The organism is Herbiconiux aconitum (assembly GCF_024979235.1).
In the GTDB taxonomy this organism is placed as follows: Bacteria; Actinomycetota; Actinomycetes; order Actinomycetales; family Microbacteriaceae; genus Herbiconiux; species Herbiconiux aconitum.
Map to the genome: position 1 here is coordinate 620381 of NZ_JANLCM010000002.1, position 17400 is coordinate 637780.

General features: G+C 67.6%; 15 protein-coding genes. 10 read left to right on the top strand and 5 right to left on the bottom strand.

The window, feature by feature from the left end; all coding sequences use genetic code 11:
- Positions 1 to 4: 4 nt before the first annotated feature.
- The gene (locus tag N1027_RS14450) at positions 5 to 661 is read right to left on the bottom strand and encodes an arsenate reductase ArsC (RefSeq protein ID WP_259508834.1); all 657 of its coding nucleotides are present in this window, start codon (positions 659 to 661) and stop codon (positions 5 to 7) included.
- A gap of 30 nt (positions 662 to 691) precedes the next feature.
- Positions 692 to 1366: an arsenate reductase/protein-tyrosine-phosphatase family protein gene (locus tag N1027_RS14455; protein ID WP_259508835.1), complete on the bottom strand. Its 675-nt coding sequence runs from the start codon at positions 1364 to 1366 to the stop codon at positions 692 to 694.
- A gap of 48 nt (positions 1367 to 1414) precedes the next feature.
- Here N1027_RS14455 and N1027_RS14460 point away from each other — a divergent pair, with 48 nt between their 5' ends.
- Both N1027_RS14460 and N1027_RS14465 read left to right on the top strand, forming a co-directional pair.
- Positions 1415 to 2182 carry an aquaporin gene (locus tag N1027_RS14460; protein WP_259508836.1) on the top strand — a complete coding sequence of 256 codons (768 nt, stop codon included), beginning with the start codon at positions 1415 to 1417 and terminating at the stop codon, positions 2180 to 2182.
- Between the two features lie 13 nt (positions 2183 to 2195).
- Entirely contained in the window at positions 2196 to 3587 is a 1392-nt protein-coding gene (locus N1027_RS14465; protein ID WP_259508837.1) for an FAD-dependent oxidoreductase, read from the top strand.
- A gap of 22 nt (positions 3588 to 3609) precedes the next feature.
- Here the strand turns inward: N1027_RS14465 and N1027_RS14470 are convergent, their stop codons facing one another.
- Positions 3610 to 5739, bottom strand: a complete 2130-nt coding sequence (locus N1027_RS14470) for a S9 family peptidase (RefSeq protein ID WP_259508838.1) — start codon at positions 5737 to 5739, stop codon at positions 3610 to 3612.
- Positions 5740 to 5902: 163 nt separating this feature from the next.
- Here N1027_RS14470 and N1027_RS14475 point away from each other — a divergent pair, with 163 nt between their 5' ends.
- The 6 genes from N1027_RS14475 (at position 5903) to N1027_RS14500 (ending at position 13325) form a co-directional block, all read left to right on the top strand.
- Entirely contained in the window at positions 5903 to 7087 is a 1185-nt protein-coding gene (locus tag N1027_RS14475) for an inorganic phosphate transporter (RefSeq protein ID WP_259508839.1), read from the top strand.
- The gene (locus N1027_RS14480; protein WP_259508840.1) at positions 7084 to 7320 is read left to right on the top strand and encodes a hypothetical protein; all 237 of its coding nucleotides are present in this window, start codon (positions 7084 to 7086) and stop codon (positions 7318 to 7320) included. Before N1027_RS14475 ends, N1027_RS14480 begins: the two co-directional genes overlap by 4 nt.
- A 24-nt stretch (positions 7321 to 7344) precedes the next feature.
- On the top strand, positions 7345 to 8772 hold the full coding sequence (locus N1027_RS14485) for an aldehyde dehydrogenase family protein (protein WP_259508841.1): 1428 nt from the start codon (positions 7345 to 7347) through the stop codon (positions 8770 to 8772).
- 121 nt (positions 8773 to 8893) lie between these two features.
- A complete protein-coding gene (locus N1027_RS14490; RefSeq protein ID WP_259510404.1) occupies positions 8894 to 10321 on the top strand; it encodes an aspartate ammonia-lyase in 1428 nt (475 codons plus the stop codon).
- A gap of 31 nt (positions 10322 to 10352) precedes the next feature.
- Entirely contained in the window at positions 10353 to 12386 is a 2034-nt protein-coding gene (locus N1027_RS14495) for a cell wall-binding repeat-containing protein (RefSeq protein WP_259508842.1), read from the top strand.
- Positions 12387 to 12485: 99 nt separating this feature from the next.
- A complete protein-coding gene (locus N1027_RS14500) occupies positions 12486 to 13325 on the top strand; it encodes a class II glutamine amidotransferase (protein WP_259508843.1) in 840 nt (279 codons plus the stop codon).
- Here the strand turns inward: N1027_RS14500 and gad are convergent.
- Positions 13315 to 14655: a glutamate decarboxylase gene (gene gad / locus N1027_RS14505; RefSeq protein WP_259510410.1), complete on the bottom strand. Its 1341-nt coding sequence runs from the start codon at positions 14653 to 14655 to the stop codon at positions 13315 to 13317. The genes N1027_RS14500 and gad overlap by 11 nt on opposite strands.
- 170 nt (positions 14656 to 14825) lie before the next feature.
- Between gad and N1027_RS14510 the strand changes: the two genes are divergently transcribed.
- Positions 14826 to 15473, top strand: a complete 648-nt coding sequence (locus N1027_RS14510) for a YrhK family protein (protein ID WP_259508844.1) — start codon at positions 14826 to 14828, stop codon at positions 15471 to 15473.
- Here N1027_RS14510 and N1027_RS14515 read toward each other — a convergent pair.
- Positions 15427 to 16473, bottom strand: coding sequence for an alpha/beta fold hydrolase (locus N1027_RS14515; RefSeq protein WP_259508845.1), 1047 nt, complete (start codon positions 16471 to 16473; stop codon positions 15427 to 15429). The genes N1027_RS14510 and N1027_RS14515 overlap by 47 nt on opposite strands.
- 188 nt (positions 16474 to 16661) lie before the next feature.
- Between N1027_RS14515 and N1027_RS14520 the strand changes: the two genes are divergently transcribed.
- A complete protein-coding gene (locus N1027_RS14520) occupies positions 16662 to 17399 on the top strand; it encodes an SDR family oxidoreductase (protein WP_259508846.1) in 738 nt (245 codons plus the stop codon).
- The last annotated feature ends 1 nt before the right edge of the window (position 17400 follow it).

Genomic DNA, 17400 nt, shown 5'->3' on the forward strand with positions numbered 1-17400 from the left:
TCGGTCAGGGGCGTGCGCGGTCGAATCGAGGGGCGACGCTGAGCTCGGCCAGAAGGGCGAGCACGCGGCGTTCGATTTCGTCGCGGATCGGACGGATATCCGTGGCGGCGAGCCCGGCGGGGTCATCGAGTACCCACTCTTCGTACCGTTTGCCGGGGAAGATCGGGCAGGCATCGCCACAGCCCATCGTGATCACGACGTCGGCGGCGCGCACGATCTCATCCGTCCACGGCTTCGGGTATTCGTTCGAAATATCGATCCCGCGCTCGGTCATCACGGCGATCGCCTCGCCGTTGACCCGGTCGCCAGGTTCTGAGCCGCCTGACCAAGCGACCGCGTCGTCTCCGGCGTAGTGCTCGAAGAACCCGAGCGCCATCTGCGAGCGGCCGGCGTTGTGTACGCAGAGGAACAGCACGGTGGGTTTTCCGCCGAGGTGCTTTCCCTCGACCCGGGCGAGTGCGTTCAGCCGCTGGCGCGCGAATCGCTCGGCCAGCAGAGGCAGGAACGTGGTGATCTTGGCGCGGCCGGCGAATTGATCGTAGGAGGAGGAGAGGAACCGTTCGATCGTCTCCACGCTGAACGTGCCGGCGAAGTCGCGTTCGAGGCGAGTCGCCGCGGTCTTCAACGCGTACTGCTGGTCGAGAGTGATTTCGGGGTGCATGATGGACTCCTTTGTCAGGATGCGGCTTCGTCAGGATGCGGCCAGCCGCGGAGCGAGTTCTGCGATGCGACGGCTCAGCTCGGAGTAGGCGGCGTCGAAGGCGGCAGCGGTGCCGATCCGAACCGGGTCGGGGATCGACCAGTGGAGGTTTCCCGACATGCCCAACTCTTCATGGGCGTTGTCGCAGACGGTCACGACGAAGTCGGTGTCGGTCAGAAGGTCGTCGAGGAGGCGCGGCTGCTCACCCGAGAGCGTCAGCTGGTGGCGTTCGGCGGTGGCGATTGCCCCAGCGTCGATGCGGTCGGCCGGATGCGTGCCCCCGGAGGCCACCGGGATGCTCGACTGCTGGTTCCACAGCGCAGCCGCGAGCTGAGAGCGGGCCGAGTTGGCCGTGCACACGAACACCACGCGGTCGGCGTGCTCCGCGGCTCCCGGAGTGAGTCCGTCGAGCGCGCTGGCGGTCAGGCGCACGTAGGAGCGTCGCTTGTCGGCCTCCGAGCGGGAGCGGGACACCATGCCGACGGCTTCGAGCGTGTTCAGGTGGTGGGTGATGAGATTGGCGGGGATGCCGAGCGCGACCCGGATCTCGGTGGGGGAGAGGTCGCCGAGCGTGAGCAGGTCGACGATGCGGAGCCGGGCCGGCTCGCTGAGCGCGGCGTGCTTCGCGGCACGCCATTCCGTGGTTCCAGTTATCTCAATGTTCATTGTTTCAATCTTGACTGAACTAGTTGGTCTGAGTCAAGATGAGCCGACATGAAAAGCGAGCAACGTCATCCTCCAGTTCCTTCCCGGCCGCACCTGGTGCGCCGGGTGGCTGCCGAATTCGTCGGCACCGGACTGCTCGTGACGGTGGTCGTCGGTTCCGGCATCGCCGCGCAGCAGCTCTCGCCCGGCGACGTCGGGTTGCAACTGCTGGAGAACAGCCTCGCGACCGCGCTCGGACTCACCGTGCTGATCCTGATGCTCGGACAGGTATCCGGGGCGCACTTCAATCCGGTCGTCTCGATCGCGGACTGGCTGATCGCACGGCGCGGTGAGGGCGGGTTGCCTCCTAGAGACCTCTTTGCCTATCTGCTGGCTCAGATCGGGGGAGGAGTCGCGGGCACGGTTCTGGCCGGCGTCATGTTCGACATCGCCCCGGCGCTCTCGACCACCGAGCGTGCCACCGGCGGGCACCTGGTCGGGGAGGTCGTCGCCACTGCGGGCCTGGTGCTGCTGATCTTCGCACTCGCCCGCAGCGGCCGGAGCGCGGTCACCGCGGCTACGGTGGGCGCGTACATCGGGGCGGCGTACTGGTTCACCAGCTCGACGTCGTTCGCGAACCCGGCCGTGACGATCGCCCGCATGGTCACCGACACCTTCGCCGGCATCGCTCCGGCATCCGTGCCGCCGTTCATCCTGATGCAACTGATCGGCGGTGCACTCGGCCTCGCCCTGCTGCTCGTGTTCTACCCCACCGCATCGAACGGCGCCGGCGACGTCATCGTGCCGCCCGCGACACCCACCGAAGCCACCGTCTGAAAGGCACACCCCCATGCATCTTGTAGCGATCGGCGGAAGCGACGCCGGAATCTCGACCGCATTCCGCGCCCGCGAACTCGACCCCTCCGTCGACGTGACCGTCGTCGTCGCGGACGCCTACCCGAACTTCTCCATCTGCGGCATTCCGTACTACTTCTCCCGCGAAGTGAACCCGTGGCAGTCGCTCGCGCACCGCACGCACGCCGACCTCGAGGCGACCGGGATGCAGCTCCGGCTCGACACGCTCGCCACTGGAATCGACGTCGCCGACCGACGACTCACGGTGCAGGACGCCGACGGGCACGAGTCGACGATCGCCTACGACGAGCTGATGGTCGGCACCGGGGCCTCCCCGTCGACGGCCGGCATCGCGGGTATCGGCGCACCCGATGGGCTCGGCCCGGCCCAGGGCGTGCACCTGCTGCACTCGATGGGCGACACCTTCGCACTCGAGCGCTACCTCGACGAGCACCAACCCGAATCCGCGATCATCGTCGGGGCCGGCTATGTGGGCCTCGAGATGGCCGAAGCCCTCACGGTGCGCGGCCTCCGGGTGACCCAGTTGCAGCGCGGCCCCGAGGTGCTCTCCACCCTCGACCCCGAACTCGGCACTCTCGTGCACGGCGAACTCACCCGGCATGGCGTCGACGTCGTGACCGGAGCCCGAGTCGAATCGGTCGCCCGAGACGGCGGCCGACTCGCGGTAACCGGGTTACAGGATGGTGCGGGCTTCACCCGCACCGCCGACCTCGTGCTCGTCGTCGTCGGCGTGCGCCCCAACACCAGCCTCCTCGCTGCGGCCGGAGCGGTCACCGGCGCCGGGGGAGCGGTCGTTGTCGACGAACGGATGCGCACCGGCCTGCCCCACGTCTGGGCGGCGGGTGACGGCGTGGTCACCCACCACCGCCTCCTCGGCGTCACCTACCTCCCGCTCGGCACGACCGCGCACAAGCAGGGGCGGGTCGCCGGCGAGAACGCGATCGGCGGAGATGCCCGTTTCGCCGGCAGCCTCGGCACCCAGGTCGTGAAGGTCTTCGACCTGGTGGCGGCGCGCACGGGTCTTCGCGACCACGAAGCATCATCCGCCGGTTACACGCCCCTCAGCGGCACCGCGATCGCCGACGACCACAAGGCCTACTACCCGGGCGCGAAACCGCTGAGCATCCGCATCACGGGCGACACCGACTCCGGACTCCTGCTCGGTGCGCAACTCGTCGGCGCCCGCGGTGCGGAGATCGCGAAGCGCGTCGACACGTATGCCACCGCGCTCCATCACAGCATGACCGTCGACGCGATGAGCGACCTCGACCTCTCTTACACCCCGCCGCTCGGCTCCCCGTGGGACGCCGTGCAGGTGGCCACCCAGGCTTGGACCCGCCACCGCCACCTGACCCCCACGCCCTGACCACCCCACCGCACCGCCACCGTCACCCGTCGACGGAAGCCCGCCCCAGCACATCGAGCATCCACGCGTACTCCTCCGCGATCTCCTTCCACCGCTCGTACCGACCGCTCACCCCGCCGTGTCCGGCCGACATCTCCGTGCGCAGCAGCACCGGAGCCCCGACCGCCCGCAGGCGTGCCGTCCACTTCGCCGGCTCCACGTAGAGCACCCGGGTGTCGTTGAGGCTCGTGACCGCGAGAATGCGCGGATAGGCCTGCTCGGTGACGTTCTCATACGGCGAGTAGGACTTCATGTAGGCGTAGACCTCCGGGTCGTGCAGCGGGTCGCCCCACTCGTCCCACTCGATGACCGTCAGCGGGAGTGACGGATCGAGGATGGAGGTCAGGGCGTCGACGAACGGCACCTGGGCCAGGATGCCCGCGAACAACTGCGGCGCCAGGTTCGCGACGGCGCCCATCAGGAGACCACCGGCGCTCCCGCCCTGCGCCACCAGGCGGTCGGGAGCGGTCACACCCACGTCGATGAGGCGCTCGGCCGAGGCGACGAAGTCGGTGAAGGTGTTCTTCTTCGCGAGGGTCTTGCCGTTCTCGTACCAGTGCCGGCCGAGCTCCCCGCCACCGCGCACGTGCGCGATGGCGAACACCACGCCACGATCGAGCAGCGACAGCCGTGCCACCGAGAAGCCCGGGTCGATCGAGGCCTCGTAGGAGCCGTAACCGTAGAGCACGAGGGGCGCGGGGGAGCCGGCATCCAGCACGCCCTCGCGCGCGACGATCGACAGCGGAACCTGTGTGCCATCGGGCGCCGTGGCCCATTCGCGCCGTTGCACGTAGTGGGCGGGGTCGTAGCCGCCGAGCACCGGATGCTGCTTCAGCAGCGTCGAGACGCCGGTCGTGACGTCGTAGTCGAACACCGAGGAGGGCGTGACGAACGAGGTGAAGCCGTAGCGCACCGTCGGCTGCAACCACTCGGGGTTCCCGGCGGTGCCGACCGAGAACAGCGGCTCGTCGAAGGCGATCTCGACCAACGCCGAACCGTCGATCTCCGCGGCTCCGGCCTGCAGGGGCAGAACGCCGATGCGGGTGAGTCCCTCGCGCCGGTAGTCGACCGTGAGGTGCGCAGCGAAGGCCTCCACGTCTTCCAGACGCGCGGCGGGGTCGTGCGCGAAGATGGTGTGCCAGCCGGCGCGGTCGAGCGGATGCGCGGGGTCGACGTCGATCAGCTCGAAGTTCTCGGCGCCGTCGTTGTGCAGGATGAGCAGACGGTCGCGCCCGTTCACGACGGCGTGCTCGACCGAGTACTCCACGCCTTCGCGGCGCGGCCAGACCACCTCGAACGCGGCATCCGGATCGGTGGTGTCGAGCAGCAGCACCTCGCTGGTGATCTTCGAGCCGATCGCGATCTCGAGGTATTTCTTGCTGCGGGTGAGGCCCACACCCACCCAGTAGCGCTCGTCGGGCTCGGTGAAGACCTTCTCGTCGTCGGTTGCGGCAGTGCCCACCCGGTGTCGCCAGATGGTGTCGGGGCGCCAGGCGTCGTCGACCGTCGGGTAGTAGACGCTGCCCCCCTCTCCCGAGAAGACGGCGCCCGGGAAGGTGTCGGCGATGACGTCGGGGAGGTCCTCCCCGGTGCGGAGATCGCGGATGCGCAGGGTGTAGCGCTCGTCGCCGACGACGTCGACGGCGTAGGCGAGCAGATCGCCGTCGGGGCTGACGTCGAAGGAGCCGAGCGAGAAGAAGTCGTGGCCTTCAGCCTCCACGTTGTCGTCGAGCACGATCTGCTCACCCGCGATGGTGGCGCCTGGTTCGACGGCCGGCGGAGTCCAGTCGTCGTCGCCGGCGATCGGGGCGCGGCAGTGCACGCCGTACTGCGAGCCCTCCGAGGTGCGGGTGTAATACCAGTACCGGCCGTCACGCACCGGCACGGAGAGGTCGGTCTCGAGCGTGCGCGACTTGATCTCGTCGAAGATCCGCTGCCGCAGGCCTGCGAGATGCTCGGTGGCGGCGTCGGTGTAAGCGTTCTCGGCCTCGAGATACGCGATCGTCTCGGGGTTCTCCTTCTCGCGCAGCCATTCGTAGTCGTCGACGACCACGTCGCCGTGGTGCGTGCGTTCGAGCGGGATCGTGCGGGCCACGGGAGGGAGAGCATCCATTCCCTAAGCGTAGAGCGAACCGTCCGCAGAGCGATCCCGAGTTGACCTCGGCGAGGGCGGATGCGATTATCGTGACGGTTCCTGTTCGGGCCACCCGACGCGCATGAACTTCCGATGAATTCCGAGCTGCGCGCCGCACGCGATCGATGCTGGAGAGGCACGGGTGGATCTGACCGTCATCGTCGTGCTGGTGATCGCTCTGGCGTTGTTCTTCGACTTCACCAACGGCTTCCACGACACGGCGAACGCCATGGCGACGCCCATCGCCACCGGAGCGCTGAAGCCCAAGGTGGCGGTCGCCCTCGCGGCGAGCTTGAACCTGGTGGGCGCCTTCCTCAGCACCGAAGTGGCCAAGACCATCTCGAACGGGCTGATCAAAGAGGGCGACGGCGGCGTGCTGATCACCCCGGAGATGATCTTCGCCGGCCTGATCGGCGCCATCGTCTGGAACCTCGTCACCTGGCTGTTCGGTCTGCCCTCGAGCTCGTCGCACGCGCTCTTCGGGGGCCTGATCGGCGCTGCCATCGTGGGTGCGGGCTTCGGCGTGGTCGACTACACCACTCTGGTGAGCAAAGTCATCCTGCCCGCCCTGATCGCGCCGGTGGTGGCCGGACTCGTCGCCTTCACGGCCACCCGTCTCGCCTACGCCATCACGCGGATGCCCGCATCCAGTGCCCAATCGGGCGTGCGCGGCCGGTTCCGCTACGGCCAGATCTTCTCCTCGTCGCTCGTCGCTCTCGCGCACGGCACGAACGACGCCCAGAAGACCATGGGCGTCATCACCCTGATGCTGATCGCCGCGGGCCTGCAGGAGTCGGGCACGGGTCCGCAGGCCTGGGTCATCGTCACCTGCGCCGTCGCGATCGCGCTCGGCACCTACATGGGCGGCTGGCGCATCATCCGCACCCTGGGCGCCGGCCTCACCGATGTGAAGCCCGCGCAGGGCTTCGCCGCCGAGACGAGCACCGCGGCCACCATCCTGGCGTCCACCCATCTCGGATTCGCCCTCTCCACCACCCAGGTGGCCTCGGGCTCGGTGATCGGCTCGGGACTCGGCCGCCGCGGCTCCTCCGTGCGTTGGCGCACCGCGGGGCGCATCGGTCTCGGCTGGGCGATGACGCTTCCGGCCTCGGCCATCGTGGGGGCGCTGGCCGCGTTCGTGGCCACTATGGGCCCGGCAGGCATCATCATCGATCTCGTGGTCGGCCTGGCCGTGATCATCACGATCTTCCTGCTCTCCCGCCGCAACCGGGTCGACTCGAACAACGCCATCAGCGAAGTCGATGCGGCCACCATCGCCGTGCGGAGCCCGAAGGCCACCCGCCGCAAGAGGAGGGTGACCGGATGATCGAGTGGGGTTCGTTCCTGGCCGTCGCCGTCGCGTCGCTGGTCTCCACCGCCGTGGTGGTGAGCCTGTATTCCTTCGGCCTGCGATTTCGCGGGCTCACGCATCCGGATGCCCGCACGGGCGAACAGGTGCGGCCCGCCTACGCGACGGTGCTGTCGTATCTCTGCTTCGCCTTGAGCGCCTGCGCGGTGCTCTACGGCATCTATCTGATCGTGCCGTTCTTCCACGGGTAGGCCGCCCGCTCGTACGATGGGCACATGACTCTGGAGTCCACCACCGGTTCTGCCGCCGTTCCCGATGCCGTGCCGGTCGCTGCGATCGTTCCCGCGCTCCGCACCGCCTTCGAACGCGGGGTCACTCGTTCGTTGCGGTGGCGCGCCGAGCAGCTGACCGCGTTGAAGCGGATGCTCGTGGAGCGCTCCTCGGAGTTCGAAGACGCACTCTTCCTCGACCTCGGCAAGAACCCGACGGAGACGCAGCTCACCGAGATCGGCATCGTGATCGCCGAGATCGAGCACACCCTCACGCACCTGCGCCGCTGGCTGCGACCCCGCCGGGTGGGTGTTCCCCTGGCGATCGCACCGGCATCCGCGTCGACGATGCTCGAACCCCTCGGTGTGGTGCTCGTGATCGCACCGTGGAACTACCCGCTGCAACTGCTGCTGGCCCCGATGGTGGGTGCTCTGGCTGCCGGCAACGCGGTGCTGCTCAAGCCCAGCGAGCTGGCCCCGGCCACCTCCGCACTGATGGCGTCACTGGTGCCCGACTACCTCGACCCCCGAGCCGTTGCCGTGGTCGAGGGCGGGGTGGCCGAGACCACGGAGCTGCTCGCGGAGCGCTTCGACCACATCTTCTACACCGGCAACGGCGCGGTCGGCCGCATCGTGATGACCGCCGCCGCGAAGCACCTCACGCCGGTGACCCTCGAACTCGGCGGCAAGTCGCCGGTCTACGTCGACGACACGGTCGACCTGGCCGTGACCGCTCGCCGGATCGTCTGGGGCAAGTTCCTGAACGCCGGCCAGACCTGCGTGGCCCCCGACTACCTACTCGCCACGCCGGGCGTGTCGGCCGCGCTCACGCCGCACCTGGTCGAAGCGATCGGCGAGCTCTACGACGGCGACCCGCGATCGAGTTCGAGCTACGGCCGGATCGTGAACGACCACCACTTCGCCCGGCTCACCGGATTGCTCGAGGGCGAACGCATCCTGAGCGGCGGTCGCTCCGACGCGCGCACCCGCTATCTCGCGCCGACGATCCTCGGCGATGTCGGGCGCGATTCCCCGGTGATGCAGCAGGAGATCTTCGGTCCGATCCTGGCGATGGTGCCGGTGGACGGCCTCGACGACGCGATCGCGTTCATCCGGGTCGGTGACAAACCGCTCGCGCTCTACGCGTTCACCAACTCGCCGTCGACGGCGCGCCGCATCCTCACCGAGACGTCGTCGGGTGCCGTGGGCTTCGGCGTGCCGGCGGCCCACCTCGGGATTCCTGGACTTCCCTTCGGCGGCGTGGGGGAGAGCGGGATGGGGCACTACCACGGGCGGCGCAGCGTCGAGACCTTCAGCCACGAGAAGGCGGTGCTGCGGAAGCGCCTCACTCCCGACACGCTGCGACTGATCTACCCGCCGTACACCGAACGCAAGGACGGTTTCATCCGGGGGCTGTTGCGCAAGCTGAGCTAGAGTCGGTGGCGTCCAGCCACAAGCGACACGACACAAGCAATGGAGCTCACCCGTGACATCCTCACCGGCGTCCGCAGAACGAACGCAGAACACACCGCAGCCCGGCGACGAGACGCCCGCCATCACCCGTCTGGAGACCGACAGCCTGGGTTCGATCGAGATCCCGGCTGACGCGTACTGGGGCATCCACACCGCCCGCGCGCTGGAGAACTTCCCGATCAGCCGGCGGCCCATCTCGGTCTACCCCGATCTCATCAACGCCCTCGCGATCGTGAAGCAGGCTGCGGCGCGCGCGAACCGGGAGATCGGCGTGCTCGATGACGAGAAGGCCGAGTGGATCGAGGATGCCTGCGAGCGCATCCGTGCGGGGGAGTTCCACGACCAGTTCGTGGTGGGCGTCATCCAGGGCGGCGCCGGCACCTCCACGAACATGAACGCCAACGAGGTCATCGCCAATGTGGCACTCGTCGCCCACGGCCATGCGCCGGGCTCCTACGACGTGCTGCATCCGCTCGACGACGTGAACCGCAGCCAGTCGACCAACGACGTGTATCCCACCGCGGTGAAGCTGGCGATGTGCTTCTCGCTCGACCGCCTGATGGCCGAGCACGCTCAACTGCGCGACTCCTTCGGTGCGAAGGGGCTCGAGTTCGCGAACGTGCTGAAGGTCGGTCGCACGCAGTTGCAGGACGCCGTGCCGATGACCCTCGGCCAGGAGTTCCACGGATTCGCCACGACGCTCACCGAAGACCTCGAGCGCATGCGGCACACTCTTCCGTTGCTCTGGGAGATCAACCTCGGCGCCACGGCCATCGGCACGGGCATCACGGCCGATCCGAACTACGCGGCCACGGTGTGCCGGCATCTGCGGGCGCTCACCGGTTTCGAGCACGTGACCGCCATCGACCTCGTCGAGGCCACGAGTGACGCGGGCGTGTTCATGACACTGTCGGGTGTTCTGAAGCGTTCGGCCATCAAGCTGTCGAAGATCTGCAACGACCTGCGGCTGCTCTCCAGCGGGCCCCAGGCGGGCCTCGGCGAGATCAACCTGCCGCCGCGCCAGGCCGGATCGAGCATCATGCCCGGCAAGGTGAACCCGGTCATCCCGGAGGTCGTGAACCAGGTGGCGTTCGCCGTCGCCGGCGCCGATGTCACCGTGATGATGGCGGCCGAGGGTGGGCAGCTGCAGCTGAACGCGTTCGAGCCGGTGATCGCCCACTCGCTGCTGCAGAGCCTGGCCTGGATGACCGGCGGATGCCGCACCCTCCGCATCAACTGCGTCGACGGCATCTCCGCCAACCTCGACCGGCTCGACACGATGGTGTCGACCTCCGTGGGTGTGGTGACGGCGTTGACGCCGTACATCGGTTACGCTGCCGCTTCCGCCCTGGCGAAGGCTGCCCTGCTGACGCACCGCAACATCGCGGACCTCGTGGTGGAGGCCGACCTGATGAGCCGCGAGCGCGTGATGAAGTTGATCTCGCCCGCCCGCCTCTCGGGCCTGGAGACCATCACCTCGGCGATCCCGATCGTCGACGACGAGGGGTGAGGTGAGGAATACTCTGTTATGATCTGACGGTATGAAGCTCTCTCGTCGCACGTCGTTTCCTCTCTTCGGCATCACGCTCGGCGCATCCCTAGCGCTGGCGACCGTGGTGCCGACGACTGCCCACGCGGCGACGCCGGTGCGACAGGTCATCCCGCACGACAGTGCGACTGGCATAGGGGACAACCCGTTCGATGTCGCTGTGGATACGGGACTGCACAAGGCCTATGTCCTCAACAACGGCGACAAGACCATCTCCGTCATCGACACCCAGAACGACGCGGTAGTGACTGTGATCGGCCGCGGCACTCCGGCCGGGATCGGTCGAAGTTTGACGCACGTTGCAATCGACAGCAGTGCCCATGAGGCCTACGTGGTGGACGTGAGTGGCCAGACGGTGACCGTGATCGATACGTCGACTGACAAGATCGTCCGGGTCATCCAGCCCGACAGGACGCAGGGAATCGGTTCGATTCCCATGGGCGTGGGGATCGACTCGATGACTCACCGAGCGTATGTCGCGAATCACGGAGACAGCACTGTCTCCGTCATCGACACGGTCTCGCACTCCGTGGTCAAGGTCATGGCCCTCGCTGCCGGGTCGAATCCGAACGGCATCGCCGTCGACCAGATCGCCCATCGCGCCTACATCGCCAACGAGGGCGACGGTACGGTCTCGATCATCGATACGACAACCGACACCGTGTTGACAACGATCGGCCACGGCGGAGCGACGGGGATAGGCGACAAGCCGCGAGGGATCGCGGTCGATCCGGTCAGGCACAAGGCGTATGTGACTCAATTCACCATTGGCACCGCCGAGGGCACAGTGGCAGTAGTCGACACAGTGACGAATAGGGTCACGAAGGTGCTCCCGCACGCTGCAGCCGGCGGAATCGGGATCGGGTCGCATCCGTCCCACATCGCGTTCGATCCGGTCTCGTCCACTGCATACGCAGCGAATACGACGGACGGCACTGTTTCGGTGATCGACACAGTGTCGGATCTCGTCACCGAGGTCATCGGCCATGACAGCTCGACTGGAATCGGCGCGAGCCCCTACGGACTCGCCATCGATCCAGGCACGCAGCGGGTCTATGTCGGGAACAGCGACGACGACACCGTGTCGGTGATCGGCATCCAATCCACGGCGGCCGTGGTGAGGATCGGCGGAGCCGATCGGTTCGCCGTGTCCGCAGCGACCTCAGCCGGCACTTTCGCACCAGGCGTTCCGACGGTATACGTCGCGTCTGGCGAGAATTTCCCCGATGCGCTGTCCGCATCCGCGGCCGCTGGGGTCAAGAAGTCTCCGGTGCTCTTGGTGACCAAGGACAGCATTCCCGCCGTGGTCGCGGCAGAACTCAGACGACTAAGACCAGGCAACATCGTGATCATGGGTGGCACCAACACCATCAGCGACGCGCTGTCCGCCGCCCTGAGCGGGTTCGCGCCCGCTACTCGGGTCGGCGGCGCCGATCGGTACGCGGTGTCCGCCGCCCTCTCCACACGGGAGTTCGGCGTCGGTGTTCCGGTCGCGTACGTCGCATCCGGCCAGAATTTTCCCGACGCACTTTCCGGCTCGGCCGCTGCGGGACATCTGAACGGCCCAGTGCTGCTCGTCACGAAGGATGGCGTCCCTGGAACTGTCGCGACGGAGTTGGAGCGCCTGAAGCCCCGGAAGATCGTCGTTCTCGGCGGACCGAACAGCGTCAGCGACGCCACACTCACCGAGGTCGTCGCCCACACACCACCAGGCACACCCGCAGCACGCCTCAGCGGTGCCGATCGATATGCCGTCTCCGCGGCCGTCTCCGCCGACACATACCCCACCGTCGCATCCACTGTTTACGTGGCTTCTGGCGCTGTCTTCCCCGACGCTCTCTCCGGATCGGCTGCTGCCATCGTGAACAACGCGCCGGTGCTCCTCGTCACCAAAGACGGCATCTCCGACGCCGTCGCAGCAGAACTCGAACGACTCAATCCACGTCGCATCGTCGTGCTCGGCGGACCCAACACGGTCAGCGACGCGGTCGTCTTCCAGCTCGCCCGCTACATTTTCACCCTGTGACAGCCTTGGTGAGCATCACCCCGAACGGATGACGACCGCGCCGGAGCGCGGCGGTACTGTCGGCCCAGTCGCACCTCGACGAAAGGCAGGCGGATCGACATGTGCAGATGGCTGGCGTACACGGGGGAGCCCCTCCAACCCTCGACCGTGATCCTCGACTCCCCGCACTCGCTGGTGGCGCAGTCGATGAACTCGCCGCTCGGCGCGGAGACCGTCAACGGCGACGGATTCGGGTTCGGCTGGTATCCGGTCGACGGCGGCCCCGGAGCCCTGCCCGGCTACTTCCACAGCACCGAGCCGGCCTGGAACGATCAGAACCTTCGGGAGCTCACCCGCAGCATCCGGAGCCCGCTGTTCTTCAGTCACGTGCGCGCAGCCGCAGGCCCGCCCATCCAGCAGACCAACTGCCACCCCTACCGCTACGAGAACTGGCTGTTCATGCACAACGGCTACCTGGCCGAATTCCCGAAGGTGAAGCGCGATCTGACGTACGCGGTGGATCCGTCGCTGTACCCCCACATCCTCGGCACCACCGACTCGGAGGTGCTCTTCCACCTGGCGTTGTCGCTCGGGCTCCGAGACGACCCGATCGGCGCGCTGGGCGCCGCCATCCGGATGGTCGAATCGGTCGGTCATGACAACGGCATCCCCTTTCCGATGCAGGGCACGATCGCGGTCACCGACGGCGAGACCGTGTGGGCCTTCCGCTACTCGTCGCAGGGCCGCAGCCGTTCGCTCTACCACTCGGTCGACATCGAGATCGTGCGCGAGATGTATCCCGACGCGGAGCGTCTGAAGCTGTTCGGCAGCCGCGCGCGTGTGATCGTCTCGGAGCCGTTGAACGACACGCCGGGCGTGTTCGCCGAGGTTCCCGAATCGACGGTGGCGGTCGTGGACAGCTCGGGATACCGCCACGAGCCGTTCCTGGTCAGTGCGTGAAAGTCGAGACCAGCCCTTCGGTGGGCATGGGAGATTCCAGCGCGTCGAGGTAGTCGACGGCCTCACGGATGTCGTTCATGAGACTCTCGGCGAGATTCATGCTCAGGCCGTTCCGCACGACGATGCCTTGCACCACGAGGTCGCTGAGGTCGTCGGGCATCGGGTAGGCCGGGATCAGCCAGCCCTTCAGCCGCAGCCGCTCCGACAGGTGGTAGAGGTTCCACTTGTCGGTGTGCCCCTTCGCCAACTGCCAGGCGAAGACGGGGATGTCGGTGCCGTCGTTCCACAGGTCGAACGCGGGCATCGCACCGATCTCGTGAGCGAGGTAGACCGCGACATCCTGTGACGCCTTCTGCACCTGGTAGTAGCCGTCCCAGCCGAGCCGGAGGAACAGGTAGTACTGCAGCAGAACCTGGGCGCCGGGCCGCGAGAAGTTGAGCGCGAACGACGGCATGTGGCCGCCGAGGTAGGTGACGTCGAACACGAGGTCGGCCGGCAGCCGGTCGACGGTGCGCCAGATCACCCAGCCCAGACCCGGATAGACGAGTCCGTACTTGTGGGCGGAGGTGCTGATCGATGCCACCCGTTCGAGCCGGAAGTCCCAGGGCAGCTCCGGCTGCAGGAACGGCGCGATCATGGCCCCGGATGCGCCGTCGACGTGGATGGGCACGTCCAGCCCGGTCTCGTTCTGGATGCGATCGAGCGCCGCAGCGATCTCGGCGACGGGTTCGTACATGCCCGTGTAGGTCACCCCCATGATGGCGACCACGCCGATGGTGTTCTCGTCGACGAAGCTGTCGAGGTCGTGGCCGTCGAGCACCTTGTGTTCGAGGGAGATGGGCACATAGCGTGCTTCGACGTCCCAGTAGTTGCAGAACTTCTCCCAGCACACCTGAACGGCGCTGGAGAGCACCAGGTTGGGCTTCTCGGTGGAGAGACCGGCGGCGCGGCGGGACAGCTGCCAGCGCCGCTTCATGGCGAGGCCGCCGAGCATGCAGGCCTCGGAGGAGCCGATGGTGGAGGTGCCGATCGCGTTCGCGGCATCGGGCGCATTCCAGAGCGCGGCCAGCATCCTCCAGCAGCGGGTCTCGATCGCGGCGGTCTGCGGGTATTCGTCCTTGTCGACCATGTTCTTGTCGGCCGTCTCGGCGTAGAGCTTCTGGGCGAACGGGTCCATCCAGGTGCCCACGAAGGTGGCGAGGTTCAGGCGCGAGTTGCCGTCGAGCATCGCCTCGTCGTGCACCACCTGGTAGGCGGTCTCCGGAAGTGATTGCGTCGCCGGGAGCACGTCGAGGGGGAACTCCATCACCTCGCCGACCCGAGCGAACATGGGGTTCAGTTGATTCTGGGTGCCGTTGCCGGTGAATGCCCGGGGTGCGCCACTCGACGTCGGAGCTGGGGTGATAGTCGTCATGCACCGACAGTAGGAAGCGTCGGCGCGCGCGTCGTCATACGAGCTGCATGATGTCGTCGGCTCGCGGCGCGGTCTACCCTCACCTCATGCCGGCCGCCCGCGTGATCCGCCTCCGACGCGAGGCCTGGGGGTTCGCGATCGGGTCGCTCTGCTTCCTCGTGGGCGCGGTGCCCTTCTACGCGGAGGCGGTCGGGGTGGCGATCACCGACCTCACCTTCTTCGTGGGCGCACTGTTCTTCACGGCGGCCGCGTTCATCCAGCTGGCTCTGAGCGGAAGACGACGACCAGCCAGAGGAACGGCCAGACCCGATGTGTTCGATTGGTGGGCGTCGGCGGTGCAGTTCGCGGGAACGCTCTTCTTCAACGTGAGCACCACGGCCGCATTGCTCACTGCTGTCGACTCCACCACGCGCGTCGGCAGCGGATGGCGTCCGGATGCCTTCGGCTCGGTGTGCTTCCTGCTGGCGAGCGTGCTCGCGGTGGTGGCGAGCACCGAACGCGATCGCCTCTGGGATCCGAACGCGCGCACCTGGCGGTGCACCTGGCTCAACCTCCTCGGGTCGGTCTTCTTCGGAGCCTCGGCCGTCGGGGCGTATGTCATCCCGACCACCGACGACCTGGTGAGCCTCTTCTGGGCGAATCTCGGCACCCTCCTCGGCGCCGTCTGCTTCCTGGTGGCGGCCCTGCTCAGCCGGCCCGCGCATCCGGTGGCGCGTCGGTCGACGGAGGGGTGACGCCCGGAGGCCCCTTCGGCGCGGGGTGAAGCGTTCCCCGGTGCACCTCGTAGGCGCGGGAAAGCCCGGGGGAGTCGGGGTCGTCGACGATCGGCTGATCGGCCATGAACAGCCGGATGATGTGGGCCAGCTCGCCGGGATTGCTGAAGTTGATCGCGTGGGCGGCGCCCTCCATGACCACCACGAGCACGTGGTTGTCGGTCATGGAAGCGACCTCGCGGATGCGGTCGGCCCCGGGCATCAGCGGGTCGCGATCGCCGATGACGACCAGGGTCGGGATCTCGAGCGCCAGCAGCCGATCGAGCGAGGGATAGCGGGTGAGGGCCTGGAACATCCGCACCGTGCTCGGCACACCGAAACGCACGTAGTCGGGCGCGGCCACACGCATCATGCGGGGCGGCTCCCGGGTGCCGTCGCGCGCGAGCTGGCCCATCGCACGGCGAAGCGGCTGGTTGTGCACGCCACCGGCCGGTGACACCAGCACCGCTCGGTCGATGCGGTCGGGGTGGTTGAAGGCGAACTCGCAGATGATCGGACACCCCATCGAGTTGCCGACCAGCGTCGCCCGTTCGACCCCGCGATCGTCGAGGAATCTGGTCGCCGCGTGCGCGAGTTCGGGCACGTCGAGGGGCTCAGAGGGCTTGCCGCTGCGACCGAAGCCGGGCAGATCGGGCACCAGGGTGTGGAACTCGTCGCGCAGCAGTTCGGCGGTCGGCAACAGGTAGCGGCCGGAGAGACCGAAGCCGTGCAGGTGCATCATCACCGAGGCATCCGGAGGGTCGGGCGATTCCCGGTAGAACACGTCGACGTCGTCGACCGTGGTCCAGCGCTCGGCCAGCGCCGACGCCGGGCGCCGCGGCGAGCGCCGAGGAGTTCGCGTGTCGGATGACTCCGGGTGCCCCTTCCGCTCGCTCACCCACTTGCGGTAGGCGTCGTACGGATCATCGAGGGTGTTCTCCGGGCTCGCGTTCCAGGGCTGACCGATCCGGCGACGGGTCATGACGCCATTCACCTCCCTCGCCGCCTGCCCGCGGGTGTCGGGTAGGCGAACGTGCGTCTGACGATAGCCACGAACCGGGGTGCAGGACGTCACCCGAACGGGGTGACTCATGACCTTTCGGGGAGCTGTTGATTTCGGGATTTCGACGGTCGTAACATGTGGTCACTCGACTGGGAGGATTTGCCAAGATGAGCGAATCACTGGAAGGCCAGAACGTCGTCGTTGTCGGAGGCACCGCCGGAATCGGATTCGCGGTCGCTCAGCAGGCGCTCGAGTCGGGTGCGACCGTGACCGTCACCGGCCGCGACGCCGACCGGTTGGCGAGCGCGCTCGGCGAGCTGCCGGGCGCTCGGGGTCAGGCGTTCGACGCCGACGATCCTGTCGCGTTGGCCGACTTCTTCGCCGGTCTCGAACAGCCGGTCGATCATGTCTTCGTCTCGGCCGGCGGCCCCTATTACGGTCGTCTGGCCGACCTCGACGCACGCGAGGCGGGTGAAGCGATCGGGCGGGGTCTCGAACTGATGATTCGCCTGGCCCAGATCGTGCCGCCGTTGTCGCGCGCCGGGGGCAGCATCACGCTCATGTCGGGAACGGGGTCGAAGCATCCGGCGCCCGGCCTCACGGTGATCGGCGCCGAGGTGGCGTCGCGAACCGCCGCTGCGGCGAACCTGGCCCTGGAGATCGCACCGGTGCGGATGAATCTCATCGCCGCCGGCTTCGTCGACACACCGCTCTCCGCACGCCTCCTCGGCGACGGGTTGGAAGATCGGCGACGCCAGCTGCGCGAGACGCTTCCCGTGCGCCGGGTGATCGAGGCCTCGGATGTCGCCGACCTCGCCCTGCACCTCATGACCAACACGGCCATCACGGGGGCGGTCTACGATCTCGACGGGGGGCAGCAACTGCTTCCGGCCGTCGAAGCCTGAG